Below are 26,584 nucleotides of genomic sequence, written 5' to 3' on the forward strand. Positions count from 1 at the left end.
TCAGTTTATTTGGATGGTGATTCCCAGAAATCGTAATAATTAAACCACTGCTCAGGGTATTTTCTAACCATAGTTTCCAGTTGCTGCACAAAATCATTCATGGCAAGATTAACTCCTGCCCGCCGATGGGTATGATATTCCTTTGGCTTCGTTGCATACAGGTGGTAATGCGTGTTTGATTCTTTACAGGCAAACACCATGCATACCGGTACGCGAAAAGTGGTAGACAGCAGAAACGGCCCAACCGGGAAATGAGCGTCTGCTCCCAGGAAAGGTACCTTTACTGTTTTATTGCCTTCCAGGAAACGATCTGCATGCATGCACACCAGTTCCTGTTTACCAAGAGCATCGTTAATGGCGTAAATGTGCGATAAATCATCCTTAATAACAATAATATTCACATTGCGTTCTCCTGTTATAGATGACAGATACTGCTTGATATGCTCATGCTCCCCGTCATACATCACTACGTTAATACGCGTTTCCAGTCGCTGAAACAGGTGACCGGCTACTTCCCAGTTGCCCAGGTGCGCACTCAGCATGATGCCGCCTTTTCCCGCTGCTGTTATCTCACGCAGATAACTCTCCCCCTCAAATTCAAATGTGAACTTATTCGGAATGCCCGACATTACAACAACCTTATCTATCAGTGCCTGTCCAAATATGTAATAGTTTTTGTAAACGCTGATAAGCGATTTCCATCGCCCGAAACCTATTCTTTTGTGGAAGTACTTAAAACTAGGGCGTGATGAACTATAAGAAAAAAAGAAGTAATAAGCTGCTGCAATTCTTAATACAGCATACGCCGGCATTACCCCTCCATAACGTAACGTCACAACAAAAATACCATACCCCAGTTTACTTCCTTTGGATTTCCCCTCCCATGAAGGCATCAGACCAGTTCTTTTTGTTTAACACGAACACCTACATAGTCATAGAAGTCCTGAAAAGTGATAATTGACTGGAAATCTTCCGGGTTAACTTTGAATCCAAAGTTGTTCTCAATTACAACTACCAGATCTATGTAGTCAAGGCTATCCAGGTCCAATGCTATTTTAAGATTAGCATCAGGTGAAATACTTTCAGGATTCGCCTCAAATTCCTCTATAAGGAACGCATTTGTGGTCTGTATTATCTCTATCTTCTCCATAATTAAGTGTGACTCTGAGATATAGGTTGAAACAAAAATAATTTTATTAAAATAATTAGGTTCGCTTTAAATCTAAAATCCGGTTATAATGTACCCTGTCTATTGTTAGTCCCTCCGAATGATCGTTCGTTCGTCTAGTGCCCGCTTTTTCAATACGTTGCGATGTATTTGCCTGCTCAAAGTTAATAAATATCCCGGCAGTTATATGCATGAATGCTTCCCGGAAAACAATGTTGAGGTTAGTTGTGGCTAAAACACCTTAAAGTATTGACAGTTAATTACTTATTACCCCATTTTCGAACTACAAGAGAAGAGTTAGTTCCCCCAAAGCCAAAAGAGTTAGACAAAAATATATTAAAATCTTTATTAATAGTATTATTTGTAATATTTAATCTTGCTGCAGCTCCCTCAGGATTCTCCAGATTAATATTAGGGGCAATGAATCCATTTTGCATCATTAACATGGAATAAACGATCTCACTGGCACCTGCCATCCAGCACTCATGGCCGGTCATAGATTTGGTTGAACTGATGTAAGGTTTTGATTCTCCGAATACCAGGTCCAGCGCAGCAGCCTCACTGGCATCTCCTGCCGGTGTGCTCGTAGCATGTGCATTGATATATTCAATGTCCTTTGCCTGTAAACCGGCATCCTGCAGGGCTATTTGCAGAGAGCGTACAGGCCCGTCTATAGTTGGGTTGGAAATATGTGCGCCGTTGGAGGAGAAACCATAACCGATTACCTCTGCCAGTATATTCGCTCCCCTGCGCTGTGCAGATTCCAGGCTTTCAAGAATTACTGTGGCAGCACCACCGCTGGGCACCAGGCCATCACGATCACGATCAAAGGGACGGCTGGCTTTTGTGGGCTCCGATTCCCTTACAGAAAAGGCAGCAATGGCGTCAAAGTTGCCCATCGAATAAATGTTCACTTCCTGCGCCCCACCGCAAACTACACAGTCCTGCATGCCATTGCGGATAAAGGTATATCCCAGACCAATAGCATGGGAGCCACTTGCACAGGCGGCACTTACACTGAAATTAATGCCACGTAGTTTAAAGATGGTTGCCAGGTTCATATTCACAGTAGAGTTCATTGTCTGGAATACAGAACCAGACCCTACCAACATGGTATCCTTCTTTTCCCGCATAATATCATGTGCTTCCACCACGGGTTTGGACGAACTATCGTTTCCGAACAGGATTCCTACTTCTGTTTTATCAATATAATCAGCATCAATTGCTGCCTGGGCCAGTGCTTCACGGGTACTCATGTAGGCAAATTCCGCCTGCTCCGGCATCATCAGCCTTGCACGGCGGTCCAGTTGCCCTTTAAGATCCGGTCGCTCCACATAACCGGTTAACCCGGAACGGTAACCAAATTCCTTCCGGGCCGGATCCAGGATAATCCCGGATTTTCCTTTATATAATGAATCCCTTACTTCCTCCTGGTTTTTACCAATACAGGAATAGATTCCTAAGCCAGTTATCACTACTCTATTCATGGCAAACTCAATTATCAGGTATATAACCCTCCGTTGATCGATAATACTTCACCAGTAATATAACTCGAACCTTTTGATGCAAAAAATGCAACTGCTTCTGCTACTTCTTCTGGTTTACCAAAACGATTCATAGGAACCATAGCTGCAAGTTCTTTTTCATTCAGTTCTGCTGTCATATCTGTAGAAATAAAACCCGGGGCAATGGCATTCACAGTCACTCCACGTTTCGCTACTTCCTGTGCTAATGCCTTGGTAGCACCAATTATACCTGCCTTGGCGGCAGAATAATTGGTCTGTCCGGGCATCCCCTTTATACCGGATAAGGATACAATGTTAATAATCCGCCCGTAACGCTTCATCAGCATATTATTCAGGATCTGCTTGGTTACATAAAACCAACCATTCAGACTGGTGTTCACCACATTTGTCCACTGCGCAGTATTCATCCAGAACATCAGATTATCCTCACGGATTCCTGCATTATTTACCAGCACCTCTACCTGCTTCTCTTTATTCTGTTCTACCCAGGTACCTAAAACGGCCTGTACTTCTGCTTCATTTCCTACGTCAAATTTCATCACTTCCCCGTCACTTCCCTTTGCACGTACAGCTTCCAGTGTTTCAATGGCCGCTGCTTCATTCCCTTTATAGTTAATGATCACATAATAACCCTGCTCTGCCAGCTTCACACATATTGCCCGGCCAATACCGCGGGAACCACCAGTTATTAAAGCACATTTCATATAAATACAGTTTCAGGTTCATGCGCCTGCAAATATTCTTTTACCTTTTTCGCATCCTTATACTTAGGACTATCTTCAATAAATTTAGGGAAAATAGCTCTTGCTTCTGTATATATCTTATGCGAGAAAGTAGACAGTCTGTCCTGGCAGTTGAGATAATCTACTGCCTGCAGCAAAGTCATTATTTGTATAGCCAGTACCTCAAAAGTATTATCGATTACCCGGTTGGTCATCAATGCAGCATTACATCCCATGCTCACAATATCCTGGTTATCATTGTTGTTCGGAATACTATGTAGGTACATTGGGAAAGACAAAGTCTGGTTCTCTGCTACTGTAGATGTTGCGGTGAACTGAATACCCTGCATACCAAAGTTAAAGCCTAGCTTACCAAGGTTCATGAATGGCGGGAACTTATGATTCAGCTTGTCATTCATGAGGTAGTTCAGTTGTCTTTCAGACAACATAGACAGCTTGGTAACAGCAATTTTGATCTTATCCATCTCCAGGGAGATATAATCACCATGGAAATTACCTCCGTGAAAAACATTCTGCTTGTGATGATCCACTATAGGGTTATCACTTACAGAATTCAGCTCCTGTACAACAATTTTTTCTGCCTGCATCAGTGTATCATACACCGGGCCTAAAACCTGTGGTACACAACGCAGGGAATAATATTCCTGTACTTTATCTTTAAAAATCTCATCTTCCAGTTCTTTATAGAAATGGTCTGGACGGTGACGGATCATTTTACTGTCTTTCACCACATGACGCATAGCCGCTGCTACCTTGTTCTGTCCTTCGTGCAGTTTCACAATGTTCAGCTCGTGCGACAAATGATCATCAAATGCCTCCACTACTTCATTGATCATGGAAGAAAGGATAGTGCTCCAGTCCAGCAGTTTTTTGGCATTGATAATATTTACCAGACCAATACCAGTCATAGCAGAAGTACCATTAATTACGGCCAGCCCTTCACGCACATGCACACTCATAGGTTTGATACCCAGTTGCGCATATACTTCTGCAGTAGGACGCAGTGTATCTTCATATACCACTTCTCCTTCTCCTATCAGTACCAGCCCCAGATGTGCCAGCTGTACCAGGTCGCCACTGGCACCTACTCCACCGTGCTCATATATACAAGGATATACATTCTTATTAATAAGGTCTCTGAGTAAGTTTACCGCTTCCAGGTGCACACCGGAATGGCCTTGCATAAAGCTGCTCAAACGGGCAATCATTAACGCTTTGGTCAAAACCGGTGTCATATATTTACCGGAACCGGAGCTATGACTGCGGATTAGGTTATATTGTAACTGATGTGTGTCATCTTCACTGATCCGGTATTGTGCCATTGGCCCGAAACCTGTATTGATTCCATAAATCAGCTTCTTTGCTGAGAATTTCTGCAGAAATAGAAAATTTTCCTGCACCTGTTGCAGAGCTGCTTCATCCAGGATTAACTCTTCTCCCCCAAATAATACTCTGTACACTTCTTCCAGTGAAAGTACCTTACTTCCTAAAACGACCATTATTTTTAAATTATGATATTTAGATATATGAAAAAGTATTCAAAATTAGCAAATTCTAATTAAGAACCATAGGTTTAATGATGTACAGAATAAAAATCCAACGTTTATTTGATTATCCCTCTTCTATTCCCGGGTCTGGTGCCTCTACCAATACTTTGTCTATACGGTGGGCATCCATATCGACTATTTCAAATGTAAATCCCCTCCATTCAAATTTCTCCCCTATTTTTGGTATATGTTCCTGATGGTGGAGGATAAACCCTGCCATCGTATCAAATTCCTGCTCAAATTCAGCCATCCAGTCCTCCTTATCAAACTTACTGAGGAAGTCGTAAAAAGGAATCTGACCATCCACCAGATAAGATCCATCTTCTCTGCGAACAATCTCGTAGTCATCATCCTGACCGGTTTCCGGCATATCTCCCACAATAGCTTCCAGGATATCATTCAGTGTAATCATTCCAAGGAAAGTACCATATTCGTCTACTATAAATGCAGCATGACTTTGGGTTTCCTTGAATTTCTCCAACACCTGGTAAGCAGAATTATTCTCAGGGATGAATAACGGTTTTTTAATGATGGGTTCAAGTGTATAATTGTTGCTTGCAGCTGCCAGGTAAAGATCCTTTATGGATACGATTCCAAGGATTTTATCTATCTGACCTTCACATACAGGGTAAACAGAGTGTACACTTTCAAATATTTTATCTCTCAATACATCTTTCTGATCGGTAATATCCAGCCACATAATATCCGTGCGGTGGGTCATAAGGGAAGTGATATTACGGTCTCCCAGATGAAAAACCCGCTCAATGATCTCCTGCTCAGTTTCTTCAATAGCACCAGAACTAGTGCCTTCGTTAATCATCGATTTGATATCTTCTTCCGTCACATTATTATCTGAAGGCTGCAGCTGAAACAGCTTTATCAGTAAATTGGTGGAGATAGTGAGCAACCAGATAAATGGTGATGTGATCCTGGATAACCAGAGCATAGGGGCCGCTACCTGCTTGGCAATGGCTTCCGGACGGGCTACTCCCAAACGTTTGGGCACCAGTTCACCCAGCACGATGGTGAAATAAGTAACCACCAGTACAATGAGTGCTGTGGCAATGCCGTGGCTATAAGGAGCAAGGAACTCCACACAGGCTACAATATCTATCAGGTCCATTCTCAGTGTAGCACCGGAGTAGATCCCTATTAAAATACTAATAAGTGTAATGCCTATCTGAACAGTGGATAAGAACCTGTCAGGATTATTGGCCAGTTTCAGTGCGGCCTTTGCTTTTTCATCACCTTTATTTGCCAGATATTCCAGCCGCGCTTTACGGGCATACTCCATAGCTACCTCAGACATTGAGAATAAGCCATTTAATAAAATAAGGATGAGGATAATGACGACGACTTCCATGATATAAAAGCTAAAATAAAGAATTATTCAAATATTAAGGTAAGAAATGCTAAAAGCAGTCCTGCTGAAATAGCAATTACCTTGCGGTAGCTTAATTCATGGTGTTTGGTGCCGCTTTCATAAAAGATAGTGGTGGATATATGCAGAAAGGCTCCGATAACCAATGCTACCACATATGTAATAATATGTGTCATATATGCCGAATGGCTCCCTAATTCGGCGGCGAGGATGGCAGCCAGCGGTGTTACAAGTGAAAAGATCAGTAAAATACGCCATAATTTCGTTCCACGGTGATGGGAATGAATCATTACTGTCATCAGCGTCAGTGCTTCGGGCAGTTTATGGGCTGCTATCCCTATTACCAGGGAAGGCATAGCAACATTATCATTAAAATTAAAGCCCAGTGGAATCCCTTCCATAAAAGCATGAATAGACAACCCTAGCAAGAGCGGGGCTATAGGTACATGATGGTGATGATCCGTGGGTACATGTGTATGCCCGTGTTCAGTTCCGTGCGACAACTGCTGCAACGCTACCTGTACAAAAAAACCTATTACAATATAGATCCCGGCGCTGTTCCCCAGCTCATGAAACACTTCCGGCAACAGGTGCATGATAGTAATTCCGAAAAGACAGGCGCCGGTAAATGCCAGCAGGTAAATGGGCAGGTTGGGATGTACCTTCCTGACCACCATTGGAATAATACCACCTCCAAGGGTGGCAAGAAATATAATTAATAAGAAGATCCAATTCATGGTGTTAGTTCATGTTCCAGCCTGATACGGCGCTGAAAGAACCCGCCGCTCAGCAACCCGATAAATATGCCGAGTACTGCACCGCCGGCAACGTCCAGCGGATAATGTACACCAACATATACCTGGGCATAGCTGATCATAAAAGCCCAGATAAAAAATAATGAAGCATACCATTTGGAGATATGCCTGAAAGTTAAAAAACAAAAAGTACCTAGTGCAAAATGATTGGTAGCATGAGAGGAGGTAAAACTGCCACTTCCCGGACAATATACCACCAGCACCCTTACATAATGCTGTAACAAAGGATCACGGCAGGGCCTTATACGACCAACCGCTTCTTTGATATATAGACTGATCTGATCTCCCAGCCCAAAAGTGATCAGAAAAAAAGCGATCCACCAGAATCCTCTCCATTTGTAATTGATTGTTACAAACAGCCCTAAGAATAAGTATAGGGGCGCCCATACAAAAGGCTCCCTTAACCAGGGAACAATAGCATCCAGCACAGGGTGCTGCCATTGGTTATTAATGCGGAAAAAAAGTTTAAGATCCAGACGAAGCAGCTTCTCCAGCATGGCTAAGGTTTTGTCGCTATAATGATCAGTCTTGGAGACTGTTGCTCATCATAGCTATTAAAATAATAGTCTCCAAAGATATCTGTTATCTGTAATCCCTGGCGGGCAAACATCCCTTCAAAATCGGCCTTCGTATAAGCACTTACGCTCTCAGTATAGGATGAATGCTGCATTCTGGAGCGGTCAAGGATATCTATCTGCTTAAGGAATTTATGGTCACAGATCTCCCGCTGAATATCGAATACCACATTCTCCTTCTCCTTTTTTTCCTCACATACCAGGTGCGAAGCTACATATGGACTGTTAAGATAATCCAGTACCAGCATCCCCCCTGTTTTCAGGGCATTTTTGAGCGTGCGCAAGGCATTCTCGTTTTCGCGCTGCGTATCAAAATAGCCGAAACTCGTAAAGAAGTTGAAGACAAAATCAAAGTAATTCACCCGGAAAGGGAGGCGCATATCATGCTGAAAAAAGCTTAGGTGCTCATTTTCCAGTTTTTTGGCAATATTAATACTCTGGATGGACAGATCTATACCGGTAACAGTATACCCTTTATCTGCCAGGTATTTTGAATGACGGCCACGGCCACAGGCCACGTCCAACATGGTAGCATCTGCAGAAGGGTGCAGGTACTCCAGCAATTGATCTATGAAAGATGCTGCTTCCTTATTATCCCGGTTATTATATAACAAGTGGTAATAAGGAGAATTAAACCAGTCTTTAAACCATTGTTTTTGTACTTCCACGTCAATCTCGTTATAAACTTCCATGCTTTATTGCAAATACTCGCTATTTCTTATTATTAAACATCAAATATCGGGTGCTTTCATAAAAAGCACGTGTTAAATTATCAAGTGCCTTTGCAGTATCCGGTTGCTGTTGCTTCACATTCTTCAAAGGGTCGCCCTGGAGATCATACAGGGCAGTTTCCTGTGTCTGCACATTGATTTCGTACTGGTACCGGTCTCCTATCACAGCAATGCATGTTTGCAAATTCTTCACAAAAGTACTAAAAGCATAGCGACCTGTGTGAGAAGAATCCAGCATATCCTGTCCGAGTGTATAGTTCTTAACGGGCATACCAACCATGGTGGCCATTGTAGGGTATACATCTACCAGGCTTACCGTATGGTTTATTACCTGTGGTTTTACATTTCCGGGACTATAAATGAAGCAGGTGGCATGTACGCCTCCACTAGCCAGCTCATATTCAGGCGTAGGCATGAAATGATATGGGTTCAGAGAGCAGTTATGATCTCCAAACATTATAAATATGGTATTCTCCAGATACCCCCCTTTTTTTGCCAGGTCTATCAGGTGACCAACGTTATAATCTTCATAACGTAATGCATTGAACTGATCGATAGAAATAAACCCGGCTTTCTGGAACTTATCCTTATCTATATCCTTCTCTGTCAGCTTTTTAAAGTCTCCCGCCCCCTCAGTTGTGGTAAAAGGAGGATGATTATCAGCCAATTGCAGAAAAGCGACGAAAGGCTGTTTCCGCTGGCTGGCATTCCGGAATACCTCATCAGCTTCTGTAACAAGATCATAGTCAGAGATTCCCCATACATCTGATTTGGGTGCTTTATACATCCCTTCCTCATAAATTTTCACCCCTTCCACATTGTTTGTGAATACAGCGCGAATGTTTGCCCAGTTAGTATTGCCTCCCAGCAGGTAATATTTTTCATATCCTGTGAACTGATCCATAATCACACGCTGATCAACCATATTGGGATGACGGGAAGCAGTATTGGCCATAGCGATATCCGGCAAACCGGTTGTAACACCATAAACTGTTCTGGCTGTACTTATTGCCGGAACAAAAAACCGCCGGAACAGAATGCCGCTATCAGATAGACGTTGCATATTAGGCGTAGCCTGCATCGGGTTGTTAAACATACTGGTCACACAGGCACCTGTAGATTCCAGCATCACCAGCACCACATTCATCTTAGGTTTTTCAGGTACCGAAGGCAACTCACGTACAAACTTAAGTTTCTGCACATCCGGCTGATCTACCCGCAGATAGTTAGCCATAATGGGATAATATTCCTGTGTCTTTTTCAGATCGTAGGTATCACTTTTAACAGACAGGTTAGATACGAGGTATAGAATAGGATTGAGTGCAAGACTGGTAATACCGTTGTCCCGGTTAAACATAGCCTGGCTCCAGCGTAATGGGAAATAAGCCACATTCCCGTAAATGCCGGCAGCAAAAAACAATACCATTACACTAACCCAGGCCGTAAAACGCCAGCGGGAAATCTTAACAGCAGCTTGCGTTGCCAGTTTGCGGAAAGGAACAATGAGTAATCTGATAACAAGGAAAAGAAACAACACCAGGCCAATAAAGGCACGCACTACAGGGTAACTTTCCCATAACATCTTTGCATTGTCTGCCCTTTCTCCACTTAGCATAAAGCGGGAAATGTTAGGATCTATCCGGAGACTGAGATAAGCATAGTGCCCCAGATCCAATACATATAATAGTACTAATACAAAGTAAACGATGAACAGATAAGTAAATACAATCCACCGAAGGAACGGTTTGGTGAAAAAGCCATTCCGCCAGATAAGGGCAATCAGCAGAACCGGCACCATCAGGACCAGGGTCAACCGCAGGTCGAACTTCAGCCCAAGGTTCCAGGCTTTTATAACTGGTTCACTTCCGGTTACAGTAGTTTTAAAGAAAAATAAATAAAATACCAGGCGGAATAGTACCGAGAAAATGAATAAGAATGAAGCCTGCAGAATAACGTAACGAATATACCGGGGTATATTTTTCCAGGAATATTTCATGTAAAGAACAACTGTTTTAATTGAATTACGCTCAAAACACCACAAAAATTTAAACGCGGATGCAAATATACCAAATTATACATCTATCATATGATGCATAACACTTAAAATCAACTTAAAAACATATATATACCATTGGATTTTATCTGGCAGGCACTTTCCGGGCATATAGAAACCGGGGAGCAAATATGTTTTTTCTTTTGGGAATAGTCACTTTATATTTGCCCTTCCTTTAAAATTGAAACTCGTGGCACTGATCAAATCAATTTCCGGTATTCGCGGAACTATCGGAGGCAAGCCCGGCGAAGGACTTTCCCCTCTTGATGTAGTCAAGTTTACAGCTGCTTACGGCACCTGGCTAACACAACAATCTGATAATAAGAAAGTAGTTATCGGACGTGACGGACGTATTTCCGGTGAAATGGTAAAGCAACTGGTAGTGGCAACACTCAACGGCCTGGGACTGGATGTCGTAGATCTGGACCTTTCTACCACTCCTACCGTGGAAATAGCAGTGAAGATGGAAAATGCCGCAGGTGGTATTATCCTCACAGCCAGTCACAATCCAAAAGAATGGAATGCTCTGAAACTGCTCAATAGTGAGGGCGAATTCATTTCCGGAGAAGAAGGAGCCCTTTTACTGGGTATTGCTGAACGGGAAGAGTTTGTTTTCGCCGATGTGAGCAAACTGGGCACCTATACCAAGGATGACAGCTATCTGCAGAAACATATTGATCTCGTTTTAAATTACCCCCTGGTAGATGTTCCGGCTATAAAAGCCCGCAACTTCAAAGTGGTACTGGATGCAGTAAACTCTACCGGAGCTATCTATATTCCGGCCCTGCTCAAAGCACTGGGTGTGGATGATGTGACTGTATTATTTGATGAGGTAAATGGTAAGTTCAGTCATAATCCTGAACCATTGCCAGAAAACCTGACCGCTCTCAGCAATGAAGTAAATAAATCAAATGCAGACCTGGGAATAGCCGTAGATCCTGATGTAGACCGTCTTTGCTTCGTATGTGAAGATGGCAGCATGTTCGGCGAGGAATATACCCTGGTGGCAGTGGCAGACTATATATTAAAGACCAGGAAAGGAAATACCGTTTCCAACCTGTCGTCTACCCAGGCACTGAAAGATATTACCCTGAAAAACGGGGGAGAATACCATCCGTCTCCTGTAGGAGAAGTAAATGTGGTGCGCAAAATGAAAGAGGTGAACGCAGTAATAGGTGGTGAGGGTAACGGCGGTATCATTGTTCCGGATCTGCATTATGGTCGTGATGCGCTGATCGGTATTGGATTGTTCCTGAGCCATCTGGCACACAGCAAAAAGAACCTGAAAGCCTTACGTAACAGCTATCCCGATTATTTCATTTCAAAGAATAAAATAGAACTGGACAAAGGTGTGGATGTGAAAGACATCTTTGAAAAGATCAAAGGAAAATACAAAAATCAACCGCTGAACATAGAAGATGGCCTGAAAATAGAATTCGAAAAGGATTGGGTACACTTACGTACTTCCAATACTGAACCTATCATCAGGATCTATGCTGAAAGCCAGAATGAAACCACTGCAGATAATATCGCCAAAAGGATCATGCAGGACATTCGCGAGTTTATGCATTGATTATCAATTAAATATTATTTAAAAGGGGCTATACTAAAAGTATAGCCCCTTTTATTTTCAAAAAAAGTCAGACATTTGCATACCCCAACGGGGCAGTTATTTTATATCAAAAACCACCAACCAACTTGAAAAGAATATACTTTGACAATGCAGCTACCACGCCGCTGGATAAAGAGGTCCTGGATGTGATGCTGCCTTATATGACCGAAAAATTCGGCAATCCGTCTTCCATTTATTCTTATGGTCGTGAATCAAGGCTGGCTATCGAAACTGCACGTAAATCAGTAGCTAAGATCCTGAATGCGAACCCGGGAGAGATATTCTTTACCTCCGGGGGGACTGAAAGCAGCAATACTGCTATCAATGCAGCGATTCATAACCTGGGTTGCCGGCACATTATCTCTTCTGAGATAGAGCACCACGCTACCCTCCATTCAGTAGAACATCTGCATTCCAGGGAAAAAGTAAAACTTAGCAATGTAAAGCTGCTTCCGAACGGGCATGTGGACCTTAATCACCTGCGTGAGTTACTGGCTGGCTCTAAGGAGAGATGCCTGGTTACGCTTATGCATGCGAACAACGAAATAGGCAACCTGCTGGATATACATGCTGTAGGTAACCTGTGCAAAGAATTTGATGCTATCTTCCATTCAGATACAGTACAGACAGTAGGCCACTACCCTTTCGACCTGCGTAATACACCTGTCCATTTCATTAATGGGGCAGGTCATAAATTTCATGGTCCTAAAGGTGTGGGCATTCTGTATGTAAATGAGAACGTGAAAATAACTCCTCTTTTACAGGGAGGGTCACAAGAACGTAATATGCGTGCGGGTACAGAAAATCTCTACGGCATTGTAGGACTGGCAAAAGCACTGGAACTGGCCACTATCCATTACGAAGAGCATAGTAAGTATATTAATGACCTGCGTATGTATATGGCCGAACAGCTGCAGCAGCATATTCCTGGTATTAGCTTTAACGGTGATCTTTATGGCCGCAGCCTTTACACTGTATTAAATGTATCTTTCCCTAAAACAGAGAAAAGCGAGATGCTGCTGTTCAACCTGGATATCAATGGTATCTGTGCTTCCGGCGGAAGTGCCTGTACCTCCGGCGCTGATCTGGGTTCTCATGTGATCCGCGCTATTAGCAGCAATCCTAACCACATAGCGGTAAGATTCTCCTTCAGTAAGGATAATACGAAAGAGGAAGTTGATGAAGTGGTGAAGAAGTTGAAAGACATTATATAAAAGAAGAAGCTCCATATGGAGCTTTTTCTTTTATATGTTATGGCATCATCCCACAAAGAGAGAAGGAGATAAGGCAAAACCTTATCTCCTTCTCTCTTTGTATAAAAAATGCTTATGAATTCCTGTTAATCACATCATAAAACTTCTCCCTATATCCATCACTAATAGGAATAGACTGATTAGCAATCATTACGGTATTCTTCTCTACAGAATTAATCTTGTTAAGAGATACTACATAAGAGCGGTGTACCCGGATAAACTTATCTGAAGGTAGCCTGGTTTCAAATGATTTCAGGCTGCGCAGGGTAAGTACCGGTTGATAAGGTGTATAGATCTTTGTATAATCTTTTAGTGCTTCGATGAAAAGGATATCTTCAAGATTGATCTTAATAATCTTATATTCTGTTTTGATGAAGATGTAGTCGTTTACATGGTTGTTGCTGCTGTCGCCATTTTTCTGCTGGGACATAGTCCGCAGTTCCAGGGCTTTGGTAGCAGCCCGGAGAAAACGTTCAAAAGGTACTGGTTTCAGCAGATAATCTACAACTTCCAGATCAAATCCTTCCAGCGCATACTCTCCATAGGCGGTTGTAAACACCACCATGGGAGGATATTTGAGCGATTTCATGAACTGAATACCGGTAATATCAGGCATCTTAATATCCAGGAACAGCAGGTCTACCTTCTCTTCCTGCAAAAAACGCAATGCTTCCGCTGCGTTTTCAAACGTACCTATAAGCGAAAGGAAGGGAACCTTCTTCGCAAAGTCAGTGATTATTTCCAACGCTAGTGGTTCATCGTCCACTGCTATACACCTGATCATTTTTCAACACTATTTTAAGATCAACAATAAATTGGTTTTCTGCTTCTGTTATTTCCAGTTCGTGGTCTTCGGTATACAATAGTTCCAGTCTTTTGCGAACATTCTGTAAACCTATTCCTCCTTTTTCGGCTACCCTTTTCCGGAAAACGCTGTTTTCCACTACCAGCCGTACCTGATTTTTCTCTATAGCCACTGCTATGGCGATAAAGGAAGGCTCCGCATAACTGATACCATGCTTAAATGCATTTTCCACAAAGGGTACCAGGAGCATGGGCTCTATCCTCAGTCCGGCCGGATTTCCCTGTACCGCATAATCAACCACGATATCTTCAGGCATCCTTAAGCGTTGAATATCAATGTAATCTTCCAGGTATTGGAGTTCCTGTTGCAATTGCACTTTGTCTTCATTCGAATCATAAATCATATACCGCATGATGGTAGACAGCTTTACAATAGCATGTTCCGTTTGTGCCGAATGTTTATGTGCAAGTGAATAGATAGTGTTTAGACAGTTAAAAAGGAAGTGAGGATTAATCTGTGACTTTAAAAATTTTAATTCAGCGTTCAGGTTCTCCACTTTCAGTGCTTCCCGTTGTTGTTCGCTCTTGAACCATTCTTGTGCAATCTTGATAAATCCGCTCATGAAAAGCATGAGCAGCGCAGCAAACACCGATTTTCGCAATATTTCCGGGAACAGGATATAGTCCAGGAAAGAGGGCGTTCCGCTCTCCCTCAATTCAAGAGGAATTCCTCCTGTAGCAGACGTAAAAGTGTCGTGTACTACTGCCTCATCGAAAGCAATTGGTAGTTTTTCCCTGAAATGGACACCTCTGTTCTGCCGAATTACTTCATTTTCCGGTTCGTGATAGCGGCTGAAGGGTGGCGGAGGAGGAAAGCCAACATCCCTGTTGCGATCTTCCGGCGTACCGATGGAGGTTTCCTGTGCAGAATAGGTTTTCCAGAATAGATAATCTGTCAGTGCCTGCTGCATAATGATGAAAACCAGCATGAAAATCACACAACTCAGATAGTAAACGATCTTTTTTAAGGTAAAATACCGGGGGATGAGTACGTAGAAGTTAAGGTAGAAAACGCCAATAAGGAAGAGGTTATCCACAATTTCACGCGCAAAAAACCAGGGGTGTTGAATTTTGATCCGGTAGATGAAAAAAGGAAAAAACAGGAAGCAGGTCCAAACTACAATATGCAGTCCAACATTAAATAACCGGCTTTTATAGAGTAGTTTTAAATTTATCATGTGGCTAAAAGCGCGATAAACTTACACTCAATTCCGGTAAAGGGGTTGTTAAAATTTGTTAAGTATGGTAAAAGGAATGTTAAATTTTTAGGGGAATAACTCTCCCATGAGGCCGGATGCAGTACTGTGGCCAGTATTATAAATTATACAATATGTCTCTTCAGATCGCTATTTAGCTACTCTACGCCGGCAATTTTCAAATCCAACATCTCTTGTCTGCTAATAACCGGAAATCCGGTGCCGGTTTGTCTCATTTTCTTAACTAACACATCCCCTACCTTTTGTGCATCTTCCTTTGTCTGGAAAACATGTCTGCCCTGAATGGTAGGAATGATATCCTGGTAGATGCGGGTTTTAGCTCCAATGTTGATTTTGTAACCCCAACCTCCATGTTCCAGTTGAAAAGGAACTACCGCAAGGCTATCCTGCCCTGCGGTAATTTCAGTATTTTTTATCTGTTTCTGCTGGCAGGCTGAACAAAGTATTAACAATGTCAGTATGCAACTACCGGCAAAAAATGATTTTTTCTTAGTTGTCATTCGTGCTATTTTCCACAGTAGGATCAAACTCATGCAGATCGTCCAGGAAAGTACTGCCACTGTATCCAAGAGCTACAAAACCTCTGCCTTTTACACTAAAACCAACAGCACCGTTGCGACTGAGGGCATCAAAAGCAGTTTTTTCTGTCCAATAACCAGTGATCGGATTATATTCCCATGTGTTGCTGCTGGTACCTGTAGCTAAATATGCTTTGTTATTGATTACGAAAGCAACAGCGCCTGAACGTACAATGGTAGTATAATCATCGTCAAATGAACCGTCAGTAGAATTGGTGATCTGCCATCTCTCAAGCCACTGGTCATTATTGGCATCATACACATACATGCGGGAGATAGATGATGTGCCACTACCGGAACCTGTAACTACATAAGCGCTATCCTTGATAACAAATGCAACTGCATCTGTTCTCTTGTCTTTCAATCCGTCAGCTATTGACCAGGTACCTGGTGTACCTGCAGCACCAGGGGAAAATTTGTAAAAATCAGCGTAGTTAGTTCCACTACCCTCAGCAGCTGTACCAGTGCCTACATAACCATAATCGCCCAGACCAAACCCAACAGCACTTAAACGTGCATTACCAGGGAAATCTGCCTTTTGTGCCCAGCTGTTACTAGCAGGATCATATTCCCAGGTATCTTTCAAAGGGGCAAAAACATTATTATTAGTATTGGAATAACCCGTTGTTATATATCCTTTGGAACCAACTGTAAAACCAGATGCACCAAAACGGGAATAAATATTTTGAATACCATTAACATCAACGCCATTCGGGCCTAAAGCTGCTATTGTAGTCCAGGTATCCTTTACCGGATCATATTTCCAAAAGTCATTTAGTCCGTGTGGTGTGTTATCGCTACCTGTTCCTTGTCCTGTCCCAACATATGCTGTATCGCCAATCACAAAACAGGCAGCTTTACGTCTGGCATTTCCATTGTACTCGGCCTTCCTTATCCAGTTACCCAGCTTTTCATCATCATCACTTGAGGTACAGGATGCCAGGGTAATCACTGTTAATGCCAGAAAATATACTTTTAGATAACGCATAAGTTATTTTTACTTTTATTTTTTTATAGCTGCCAAAATTATCCGCCCTTGTTGTAGTGCAATCACAAAATAGACATATCACTATATTTACATGATAAAAGACGCTTTTATATCTGCCAATCGGTTTGTTTACCTTATTAACTATGTTACTACCCCGGCAGTTGCATAAGGCGCTGTAATGGGTATTCGTCGATAAAATAAGCCAATTGGCATATTAAATAAGCAGGAACTAGGCATCCTGTCTAAAATTGCGCTCCATGAATAAAAGTATCCGTGCCAAAGAGGCTTGTAAATATCTGATTTGTGCGTTGTTAATTACAGGCGCCTCGGCCTGTGACAAGACAGGTTTTGCTTATGACAATATAGTCGACAATGGCGCAACTGAATACATCGTTATTGATTCATCAACGATGTATATGAGTACTGTATATATCGATTCAATTCCAACTTCCGACCAGAATATTGCTCTTTGTGGTATTCACAACGATCCCGTATTCGGAACAGTATCCGCCAGTTCATACTGGCAGGTAAAGGCTTTCAGCGGCACAACCATTCCAAATCTGGCAGTTTATGATTCCATGGTTCTGGTGATGCGTCCTAATAAAACAACATATGGAGATACATCGAAGCTGCAGGACCTTGGGGTTTACAGGGTAACCGAAAATATCAAAAAACCTCTTACTAATACTTATTTATATAGTAATTACAGCTTTGCTACAGAAAGTACTCCATTGGGAAGCAAACAGTTTACCATTAGGCCAACCTATGACACTGTAATTAGAATTAAGCTGGACGATGCGCTGGGCAATGATTTCTTTCTAAAAAGCAAAACTGGTGTTCAGACTATCAAAGATCAAACACAATTTTCTCAATATTTTAAGGGACTCGCACTTAAACCGGGTGCAAACAGTCAACTGATTCACTCCTTCCGTGCAGATGACTCCCTTGTGATGCGTTTGTATTATCATGCAAGTGCAAATGATCAAACGACAACAAGTATTGATTTTGCACTTTATAATGCACAAATGCAGTTCAATCATATAGATTATGTACGTGTACCTGGCTCTCCATTGGAATCACTCACTAAAGCAAATGATAAACTGCTTTCCACTGCTGCTGATAATAAAGCATATATACAACCGCTTACACAGGTAATGACCCGTATTGATATTCCTTATCTAAAGAATCTGTCACAATTACACAAGTTTTTTAAAGTAATGCGTGCAACATTAACGGTAAGACCGGAACAAGCCACTTACCAATATCCATATTTGCTTCCTCAGAAACTGACACTTTGTGAAGTTAATACCAGCAATGCCATTACTGATTCACTGGTTTCTCCAAGTACAGGAGGTGTACAAACCGGAAATCTTGTCATTGATTATTCAAGTAATATAAGTACCGCTTACACTTACGATATTACAAATTATTGCATTGCTGAAATAGCAGCTTCAACAGATAATTCCCGCGGTCTGGCTCTTGTAGTACCCAGAAATACAGGACTTACGAATTTTGGCCGTGTTATATTAGGTGATAGAAATAGTAAGTATAACAAGCTTGAGATTAAGATCTATTACCTGCAGTATAAATAATTGCAATCAAGTTACTGATTACATGAAGCGAATAAAACAATATACAACTGGCTTATGCGTAGGCGGCCTGATATTATTATCGGGCAGAAATGCTGTGGCACAAAAAGGGATCAACTCTCTTTACTCTGCTTATAGTATTGGCGACATAGAGCAACGTGATTACAGCCGTAACTTTGGTGTGTCAAGTACAGGGATTGCCCGCCGTTCAGATTATTTTCTGAACGAGTTGAACCCGGCCTCCTACTCCGCCATACCAAGACAGCATTTTATGTTTGATGTGGCTCTGCGGGCACAATCTATTAATTATAAAGATGCAAACACCCTTAACCAACAGGCTGGTGATGTAAATATCAAAAGGCTTGCATTAGGCTTTAAAGCAAATAACCGCTGGGGAATCAGTGCAGGATTTGCATCCTACAGCACGGTTAATTATAAACTTCTTTCTACTACAGATTTAGATGGATCTCAACTGGTAACTACCACAGAAGGTACCGGTGGTATCAATAAAGCATATATCTCTAATGCAGTAAAATTAACAAAGAACTTTTCAGTAGGTGTATCCAGTAATTTCCTGTTCGGTCCTAACAATAACACCCAAAATGTAGGTGGGGATACAGTATCTACCAGGATGGAACGTTATGCCTTTAACCTGAACTTTAATACAGGTATCCAGTATACTGGTAAAATCGGCAAGAACTGGCAGTTGGGCATTGGCGGTACTTACCGCTTTAAAACAACTATGAACTATGAGAATAAACTGTATATAGTGAACAGTAGTTCTACTACCCTTTATACGGATCCCGACCTGGCCAGAACTAAAGTTTACTTACCGGAACAAATCGGTGCTGGTTTTTCCCTGGGTAATGGAACCCTTACCTGGCTGGCCGACTATCGTACTGAGAAATGGGGTTCAGCAGGTAATCAAACAACCAATTATAATCTGGTTAATTCAGACCGCTATTCAACCGGCCTGGAATATACCTTCCACCGTACTTACTATAATCAGCAGATAGAAGGTATCGTGGCGCAAGCTGGTTTCTCCTATTATAATTCCAACCTGGTAATAAAAAATAACCAGATCAGAGATGTATCAGGAACAGCCGGAGTTTCTATCCCCAGCCGTAGTGGTGCTCTACGTTATTACATAGGTATTGAAGTAGGACAACGTGGTACAACCAGCGGTGGACTGATCAAAGAAACCTATGTGAATGGTGTACTCCACTTCTCCCTGAGAGATATCTGGTTTATCCGCAGAACATACGAATAGTAGCTACTAACTATAAAATCAAAAGAGGTGTACTTCCCGCGAAGTACACCTCTTTTGATTTTATAGCTTTATTCTTTACCCCCGAACTTTCTGAAATTATATGTAAATGTTGCAAGTATATATCGCCCTCTGGTCTCTGACCGTGTATCTGATACAGAGGATGAGGAAATACTTCTGGAAGCCCCTGACTGCTGATTAAACAGGTCCATTACTGATAGCCTGATTTCCCCTTCTTTATGCTTTAAAAAACGGTAACCAACCGCAGGTATGGTAACCGGATATTTGGTTTTATAATTTGAAGGCAGGCTGCTATTATAGTTATAATAGGCAGATAAAGCTGCGTCCCAGTCACCCTTTATATAACTGACTTTAGCTCCTATAGCAGTAGTAAAGAAACTCTCATGCTGACCTAATCCTGTTTGTAAGGAGTTATACCCTGGAGTGGTACTTAAGTTAAGGTCAAAGCCATTAGCCGGACGATAGTTCCAGACAATGGTACCTGAGTAGAACAATATACGGCTATCATTCCTCGTCCCATTGCTCAGCACAGGATTTTTTGAATAAGTAGCATTAACTGCAAAGTTGAAGCTGGATTTGCTTTTAATTGCGGGGATACCATAATTTATGATAAGGGAAACATCCCGGGCGCCTTCCAGGTTCACAGGCTTACTTACCTGAACGCCATTATCCAGCAATGTAATGGATTGCTGGATAGAATGCATGGTAATGCTACTGGTTAAGGTAGCAGAGAAGAACCGGTTATTACTTCCAATAAGTGAAGTATAGCCCAGGTTCATTGAATGGATATAAGGTTGTTGCAGGTCAGGATTACCTTCCGTTATAAAAAGAGAATCAGCAGTGATGGATACTGGCTGAAGCTGCTGAACAGACACGGTCATAGGTTTTCCGTTATAGCTAACCGTCAGATTATTACGGCCTCTCATATTGAGTGTGAACATAGCAGAAGGAAGTACATTGACAAAACGCCTGCTGATATGGGTATGATTAGTCAGGTTTTGGCCTGCGATCCAGTCCGATTCTATACCCGATCCTACTGTGACAGTAGAATTTTTCAATTGCCTCCTTAAGCTGAATTGTATGGCAGTAGTATTATAAGTGCTGTTAAAATCATTGCTTTGAGAGGAGTCCAGTTCATCAAAGTGCTGGTTGCTTTCATTGAGCCGGAATACCCTATATGACATTGCATTCCTGTTGTAGGAATAATTACCTTGTATATTGAGTATGCTCTTGTCCCCGACAGGTGTAATAAAGGTCAGGTAGGGGGCTATATTCAATCCATTGTTTTTACTGATGCTATGCTGATCGAGATTAATGGCCTCTGTTTCAGTATGACCGGTGGTATTATGTTTATCATTATTACCGGAAAAATTCACTCCCAATGATATTTTTTTTACAGACTGTTGCCAGCTGTGGGTATATTGAAGGAGTGATGAAATCATCGTATTACTTCCGCTGCTGGTATTAGTGCCGTTAGAACGGTATATGGTATCACCTGAGTTTTCGTAGCGCTGAATGCTTTGCTGGACATTATTGTTATTTGTATGTTGCAACAAAATCCTTGGCTGAAATGTAAATGTGTTATAAGCATCTGGCTTATGTTCCAAATTCATGTTAATGTGCTGCATATATGTATGCATTTCTCCTTCTGAATTTTGATCCAGAATGGTGGACGAATCACCAGGGAAAATATTGATCACATGAGAGCGTTCTATAGTTTTATTATAGAGGTCATTAGCTATGATGCTACCGTTGATGCTGATCTTTTCGTTTCTGCTATCCCGATAGTTAAGCGCTCCATTTATTTTGCGATGGATACCATTATTCGTGCTGATAAAATCTGTGCTTTTATCATTATCTGCATTCCCCGCATCACCTATTAAAGTGGTTTGCTGGTCTCCGTTCATATGGTTCAGGTCTGCACTCCCGGTGTAGGCTCCACCGGACCCTGCACCAGCCATAACTTTGCCAAAGTTTCCTTTTCTTTTGTTGGCTTTTAGTACAACATTGAGTGTTTTATTTCCAAAAAATCCTGGTGGAGCAGGAATACCAGAATTAGTAATATTATTGCTGGCAAATACCTGGATCTTTTTGACAATGTCTGCAGGCAAATGGGTAAGTGCCATTGCCGGAGTACCATCAAAAAAGGGCTTACCATCTACCATGAGCTGATCAATGATCTGACCATTGATGGTTATAGAACCATCATTATTCAATTGTATACCTGGCAGCAATTTCAATAGCTCCGACAGTACAGCATAATCGCGTGTTTTGAAACGGCTTGCATTGTATTCAAGTGTATCTTTATTCTGTATGATGGCCGCTTCCTGAACAACAATAGTATCCAGTACCATTACTTTTGCAGACATATAAATAGTGCCCAGGTTCAGATTTTGTTCTTTATCCAGGATGAAAGGAACTTTTAATGTTTGATAACCCTGGTAGGAGATCCGGATATAGTAATGTCCCAAAGAAATTTGCCCGCTTGAAAATGCACCATTCTCCCCGGAGAAAAAGCTTCTTTGCATGCTGCTGTCACTGGAACGGTGTAAAGAAATATAGGCTTCCTTTAATTGTAAAGAAGCAGATGTATCAGAAAGGGTACCATATACCACTCCTGTCTGCTGTCCTGCAGCCAATAAGGCTGTCAGCAGCAGGAAAAAGAGAGAACTAATGTTTTTTAATAACTTCATTTTGCTTAAAATCATTCCTGCTACTAAAGCAGGAATGATTTTTTTAGATCAGATTTTATAACACATGGATTACACTGCATCCGCAAGTATAAAATTTACCATCACCGGATTAGTAGTTCCTGACGCAACCGGCCAGGTTGTATAATCTATTGCACATGCAGGAACTGGGATAGTGATATTTCCATTGGCCGGCACTGTGTAAGTGGCTGAGTTATAACCTGTGCCGAATGTACCACTAACATCGCGGAATTCAACCCTTAAAAACACCTTGCGTGAAACAGTATTAGGATTGGTTATTGTAGCCGTGTAACCAGCACTGACACTTACTTTCAACGGAAAAATGATAGAAGGAGCCATCCAGTATGCACCATAGGCAAAATTGCCAGTAGGATTTGTATAGTATCCCCCTGTAGGTGTTATTGTCAATGTGTTGTCCGGACCTCCTATTGTAGTTTTCTGAGTAGTTGTAATACCAATGGTGGTGCTTGATATATAACACCATCCTGAACCATTAGGCTTATTTACATAAAAAAAGAGGCTTTGGGCTTTCGCACTGAAATTAAATACTGCTGCTAAAGCAATTGCAAGGGTGAAAAACAGTTTTTTCATTTTGTTTATTGTTTTTTAAGTGAACAATTAATTTATTGTGATAACAGATGAATAGTTGGTGAATCTGAAATTGCCAGAATAACTGGATGATCTATGCAAAATGATTAAGCTCATTATTTTTTCATCCAAAAACAATCAGATATCCTTACACATGCTGTTATACATGACATAGCTTTCCTCTTCATGCTATATACATGAACAGAGTCATTTACGCATGTCATTTACATGCTAATTGGATTACGAATTAAACCTTGTTACGGAACAGGCACAGTTTCCCTTTTCATGTTGTTGACATGAAAAAAAACACACCTCCACATGCCTTTAGCATGTGAACTAAAAATGTAAAATAGTAATACCTCTATGCAGACATGGATTCTTCGTATATAGTATAAGTATATAGAAGACTAGGTTAACTTTATTATGAAAATTAATTCCTAATATGCCATAAAGAAGTAAATGAATACATAAAAAAAAATGAATAAAAATGGCTCCAATGTTGGCAATAAAAAATAAAAATTACGAACCTCTGCCAGAGACCAAGTGAGTTATCCTCCTCATTTTCATATGGGATGACGGGTTTAAATAATGGTATAATAATTACGGGTTTTGCTTTCGTTGAAACTAAATTACAATAGTAAAATATACTTACAAAATTAATTGTGTTAAATAGAGTTAAACGTCCAATTCAACATGATAAATTTCTTTTAATGTATCATAGTAACGTGGATAATATTACTTAATTGTACGGCAGCCAACTTAAAATTAATCCTTCACTATTCATGTAATGAGAGCACTCATTATGGTAGGAATATCCTCTGTTTAATCGCCTGTTAATAGCTCTCTAAACCATAACCCGGAATCTTTCATGGTGCGCTGTTGTGTTTCCATATCTACATGGACAAGGCCAAAGCGGGCGCGATAACCTTCTGCCCATTCAAAATTATCGGTAAGTGTCCATGCAAAATATCCATCAACAGGTATTCCTTCTCGTTTAGCCCGCAGTACAGCTCCAAGGTATTCTTCGAAATATTTAATGCGATTAGTATCGTGTACACGCCCTTCTGTTAGTATATCATTAAAGGCTGCTCCATTTTCCGTTACTATCAGCCGACGTACACCACTGTAAGCCGCAAATTGCTTCAATATCCCGTACATCCCATCACCACTTATTTCCCAACCCAACGCCGTAACAGGTACTTTACGCGCCCGGGCTTTTACTTCAGAAACACCTACTACCGGCATGAACGCATTCCGGCGTATTACCAGGGGAAAGTAATTCTGTACACCAAAGAAGTCGAAATCAAAAGCAAGTTGGTCCCAATCGCGCCAGAGGGCATAACGGCGCTCTATTTTGCGCAGTAATGGAAAATCGGCTACAGGATATCCCAATCCCAATACGGGCTCCAGGAACAAGCGATTAAACAGTGCGTCGGCCTTTTTTGCAGCGAGTATATCAGGTTCGGTTTGTGAGTAAGGTAGAATATGTGAACAAGAAAGTGCCGTACCTATTACAGCCCCTTCCACTTCCTGCCGGATTACTTTTGCGGCAGATGCTTGTGCCAGCAGTGCATGATGTACGGCCGGGAAGAAATAGGATAGTCCGAATTTTCCGGGAGCATGTACCCCCAGCATATACCCCAGAGAAGTAAAGCCAAAGGGTTCATTCATCACAATCCAGTGTTTTACTTTGTGCCCATATGCCTGGATACAGATACGTACATATTCTTCAAAGGCGAAGACCACTCCCCTGTGGCACCAGCCGCCTTTCATTTCCAATGCATGTGGGAGATCCCAATGATAAAGTGTAATATAAGGTTGCAGCCCAAGTTCAAGGCAGGCATCTATTAACCGATGATAAAAAGCGATCCCTGCCGGATTCACTTCGCCGGTTCCCAGGGGCAGGATGCGGGACCAGGCAATAGAGAAGCGGAATATTTTAAATCCCATCTGTCTGGTTAACAGCAGATCATCATAATAACGGTTGTAGAAATCCGTTGTTACATGGGCATGAGTGCCATCTTTGATTTTGCCTTTACGGGCAGTAAAAACATCCCAGATAGAACGCCCCTTGCCATCATGATCAGAAGCTCCCTCATTCTGGAAGGCCGAAATAGTAACTCCCCATAAAAAATCATCTCCAAAGTCCTGCCTGCTAAAAGGTGCGGTGAATGGTTCCATATACAAATACAGGGTGCAGTTTACAATACTTTATTTGCATAGCTAATTATTTAATTGTTAAGAATCATGAATTTTAATAATGCTGCTCATAAATTTCACGTCTATAATTCCGAACTTGGAGATATGCTTATGAACAATATATCTATCTGCCTGCTTGCAGGAGCCTTTCTGCTGGGAGCATGCCATCAGAACGTCAGGCCGCCGGTTGCCGCGGCAGATTCTTTGAATCATATGGTACTAATCCCCGGAGGCTCATTCACAATGGGTGCTGATGATGCAGAAGCCCGTCCCGATGAACAACCCCGGCATACTGTTACAGTAGACAGTTTCCTGATGGACGAACATGAGGTGACCAATGCTGAATTCACAGCATTTACAAAGGCTACCGGCTATATTACTACTGCAGAAAAGCCTATCAGTAAAGAAGAACTGATGCAGCAATTACCAGCAGGTTCTCCGGAACCGGATAGCAGTGCATTATTACCCGGATCTCTTGTATTTACGCCCCCCTCCCACGCTGTGCCACTGGATGATGTTTCCCAATGGTGGTCATTTGTGACGGGGGCCAGCTGGCGGCATCCGGATGGCCCGGACAGCGATCTGAAAGGAAAAGAAAAATACCCGGTAATACACATCTCCTGGAAAGATGCACAGGCATATGCCAAATGGGCCGGAAAACGCCTGCCTACAGAAGCGGAGTGGGAATACGCAGCCCGCGGGGGACTGAAAGATCAGCCGTTTCCGTGGGGCTCAGAAGCGCTGACTACCGGTAAAGCCAAAGCGAATACCTGGAATGGACATTTTCCTTATCAGAATACCCAAACGGATGGTTTTTTAAATGCAGCTCCTGTTAAGTCTTATTCACCTAACGCTTACGGCTTGTATGATATGTCCGGGAATGTATGGGAATGGTGTGAGGATCTGTATAACAATACTTACTATCAACAGTCTGCGAATACACATAATCCTAAAGGACCTGATACTGCCTATGATCCCGAAGATCCGGCAAATCCAAAGCGGGTAATCAGGGGAGGATCTTATATGTGTACAGATGAATATTGTTCAGGATATCGCGTTACAGCAAGAATGAAAACAACAGCAGAATCCGGATTACAGAATCTTGGATTCAGATGTGTGAAAAATATTAAATAGTATAAATTAAAATCCCGGGAAATT

At 41.8% G+C, this 26,584-nt stretch carries 22 protein-coding genes; 5 read left to right on the plus strand and 17 right to left on the minus strand.

Features of this window, described 5'->3' with window-relative positions; translation table 11 throughout:
* Positions 1-5: 5 nt before the first annotated feature.
* The 10 genes from BM176_RS19605 to BM176_RS19650 form a co-directional block, all read right to left on the minus strand.
* Complete coding sequence (locus BM176_RS19605) at positions 6-893, minus strand: LpxL/LpxP family acyltransferase (protein ID WP_090105988.1); 888 nt, start codon at positions 891-893, stop codon at positions 6-8.
* A complete protein-coding gene (locus tag BM176_RS19610; RefSeq protein WP_090105989.1) occupies positions 893-1,150 on the minus strand; it encodes a phosphopantetheine-binding protein in 258 nt (85 codons plus the stop codon). Before BM176_RS19610 ends, BM176_RS19605 begins: the two co-directional genes overlap by 1 nt.
* 278 nt (positions 1,151-1,428) lie before the next feature.
* Positions 1,429-2,655, minus strand: a complete 1,227-nt coding sequence (locus tag BM176_RS19615; protein ID WP_090105990.1) for a beta-ketoacyl-[acyl-carrier-protein] synthase family protein — start codon at positions 2,653-2,655, stop codon at positions 1,429-1,431.
* 14 nt (positions 2,656-2,669) lie between these two features.
* A complete protein-coding gene (gene fabG, locus BM176_RS19620) occupies positions 2,670-3,398 on the minus strand; it encodes a flexirubin biosynthesis SDR family reductase FlxB (protein ID WP_090105991.1) in 729 nt (242 codons plus the stop codon).
* Entirely contained in the window at positions 3,395-4,936 is a 1,542-nt protein-coding gene (gene hutH / locus BM176_RS19625) for a flexirubin biosynthesis tyrosine ammonia-lyase FlxA (protein WP_090105992.1), read from the minus strand. Before hutH ends, fabG begins: the two co-directional genes overlap by 4 nt.
* Positions 4,937-5,048: 112 nt before the next feature.
* A complete protein-coding gene (locus tag BM176_RS19630) occupies positions 5,049-6,347 on the minus strand; it encodes a hemolysin family protein (RefSeq protein ID WP_090105993.1) in 1,299 nt (432 codons plus the stop codon).
* Between the two features lie 23 nt (positions 6,348-6,370).
* Positions 6,371-7,102: a ZIP family metal transporter gene (locus BM176_RS19635; protein WP_090105994.1), complete on the minus strand. Its 732-nt coding sequence runs from the start codon at positions 7,100-7,102 to the stop codon at positions 6,371-6,373.
* Positions 7,099-7,677, minus strand: coding sequence for a phosphatase PAP2 family protein (locus BM176_RS19640; RefSeq protein WP_090105995.1), 579 nt, complete (start codon positions 7,675-7,677; stop codon positions 7,099-7,101). Before BM176_RS19640 ends, BM176_RS19635 begins: the two co-directional genes overlap by 4 nt.
* A gap of 2 nt (positions 7,678-7,679) precedes the next feature.
* A complete protein-coding gene (locus BM176_RS19645; protein WP_090105996.1) occupies positions 7,680-8,447 on the minus strand; it encodes a class I SAM-dependent methyltransferase in 768 nt (255 codons plus the stop codon).
* A 19-nt stretch (positions 8,448-8,466) separates the two neighbouring features.
* Entirely contained in the window at positions 8,467-10,482 is a 2,016-nt protein-coding gene (locus tag BM176_RS19650; protein WP_090105997.1) for an LTA synthase family protein, read from the minus strand.
* 247 nt (positions 10,483-10,729) lie between these two features.
* On the opposite strand from BM176_RS19650, the gene glmM reads away from it, so the two are divergent.
* Together glmM and BM176_RS19660 are read left to right on the plus strand one after the other, a co-directional pair.
* Positions 10,730-12,112, plus strand: coding sequence for a phosphoglucosamine mutase (gene glmM, locus BM176_RS19655; RefSeq protein WP_090106142.1), 1,383 nt, complete (start codon positions 10,730-10,732; stop codon positions 12,110-12,112).
* 125 nt (positions 12,113-12,237) lie between these two features.
* Complete coding sequence (locus BM176_RS19660) at positions 12,238-13,365, plus strand: cysteine desulfurase family protein (protein ID WP_090105998.1); 1,128 nt, start codon at positions 12,238-12,240, stop codon at positions 13,363-13,365.
* Positions 13,366-13,477: 112 nt separating this feature from the next.
* Here the strand turns inward: BM176_RS19660 and BM176_RS19665 are convergent, their stop codons facing one another.
* The 4 genes from BM176_RS19665 to BM176_RS19680 form a co-directional block, all read right to left on the minus strand.
* Entirely contained in the window at positions 13,478-14,188 is a 711-nt protein-coding gene (locus tag BM176_RS19665) for a LytR/AlgR family response regulator transcription factor (protein ID WP_090105999.1), read from the minus strand.
* A complete protein-coding gene (locus BM176_RS19670) occupies positions 14,160-15,446 on the minus strand; it encodes a sensor histidine kinase (RefSeq protein WP_090106000.1) in 1,287 nt (428 codons plus the stop codon). Before BM176_RS19670 ends, BM176_RS19665 begins: the two co-directional genes overlap by 29 nt.
* A gap of 176 nt (positions 15,447-15,622) precedes the next feature.
* The gene (locus BM176_RS19675) at positions 15,623-15,985 is read right to left on the minus strand and encodes a DUF4907 domain-containing protein (RefSeq protein WP_177230460.1); all 363 of its coding nucleotides are present in this window, start codon (positions 15,983-15,985) and stop codon (positions 15,623-15,625) included.
* Complete coding sequence (locus BM176_RS19680) at positions 15,975-17,051, minus strand: Kelch repeat-containing protein (protein WP_090106002.1); 1,077 nt, start codon at positions 17,049-17,051, stop codon at positions 15,975-15,977. Before BM176_RS19680 ends, BM176_RS19675 begins: the two co-directional genes overlap by 11 nt.
* Before the next feature lie 257 nt (positions 17,052-17,308).
* On the opposite strand from BM176_RS19680, the gene BM176_RS19685 reads away from it, so the two are divergent.
* Together BM176_RS19685 and BM176_RS19690 are read left to right on the plus strand one after the other, a co-directional pair.
* Positions 17,309-18,643, plus strand: a complete 1,335-nt coding sequence (locus BM176_RS19685) for a DUF4270 family protein (protein ID WP_090106003.1) — start codon at positions 17,309-17,311, stop codon at positions 18,641-18,643.
* Between the two features lie 22 nt (positions 18,644-18,665).
* Positions 18,666-19,910: a hypothetical protein gene (locus tag BM176_RS19690; RefSeq protein ID WP_090106004.1), complete on the plus strand. Its 1,245-nt coding sequence runs from the start codon at positions 18,666-18,668 to the stop codon at positions 19,908-19,910.
* 68 nt (positions 19,911-19,978) lie between these two features.
* Here BM176_RS19690 and BM176_RS19695 read toward each other — a convergent pair whose 3' ends face one another.
* From BM176_RS19695 to BM176_RS19705, 3 genes are all read right to left on the minus strand, one after another.
* Positions 19,979-22,621, minus strand: coding sequence for a TonB-dependent receptor (locus BM176_RS19695; protein WP_177230461.1), 2,643 nt, complete (start codon positions 22,619-22,621; stop codon positions 19,979-19,981).
* Positions 22,622-22,690: 69 nt separating this feature from the next.
* Entirely contained in the window at positions 22,691-23,230 is a 540-nt protein-coding gene (locus tag BM176_RS19700; protein ID WP_090106006.1) for a hypothetical protein, read from the minus strand.
* Positions 23,231-24,049: 819 nt separating this feature from the next.
* Complete coding sequence (locus BM176_RS19705) at positions 24,050-25,408, minus strand: GH1 family beta-glucosidase (protein WP_090106007.1); 1,359 nt, start codon at positions 25,406-25,408, stop codon at positions 24,050-24,052.
* A 66-nt stretch (positions 25,409-25,474) separates the two neighbouring features.
* On the opposite strand from BM176_RS19705, the gene BM176_RS19710 reads away from it, so the two are divergent.
* A complete protein-coding gene (locus BM176_RS19710) occupies positions 25,475-26,560 on the plus strand; it encodes a formylglycine-generating enzyme family protein (RefSeq protein ID WP_255373548.1) in 1,086 nt (361 codons plus the stop codon).
* Positions 26,561-26,584: the final 24 nt, after the last annotated feature.

Source organism: Chitinophaga sp. CF118 (genome assembly GCF_900112615.1).
Classification (GTDB): Bacteria; Bacteroidota; Bacteroidia; order Chitinophagales; family Chitinophagaceae; genus Chitinophaga.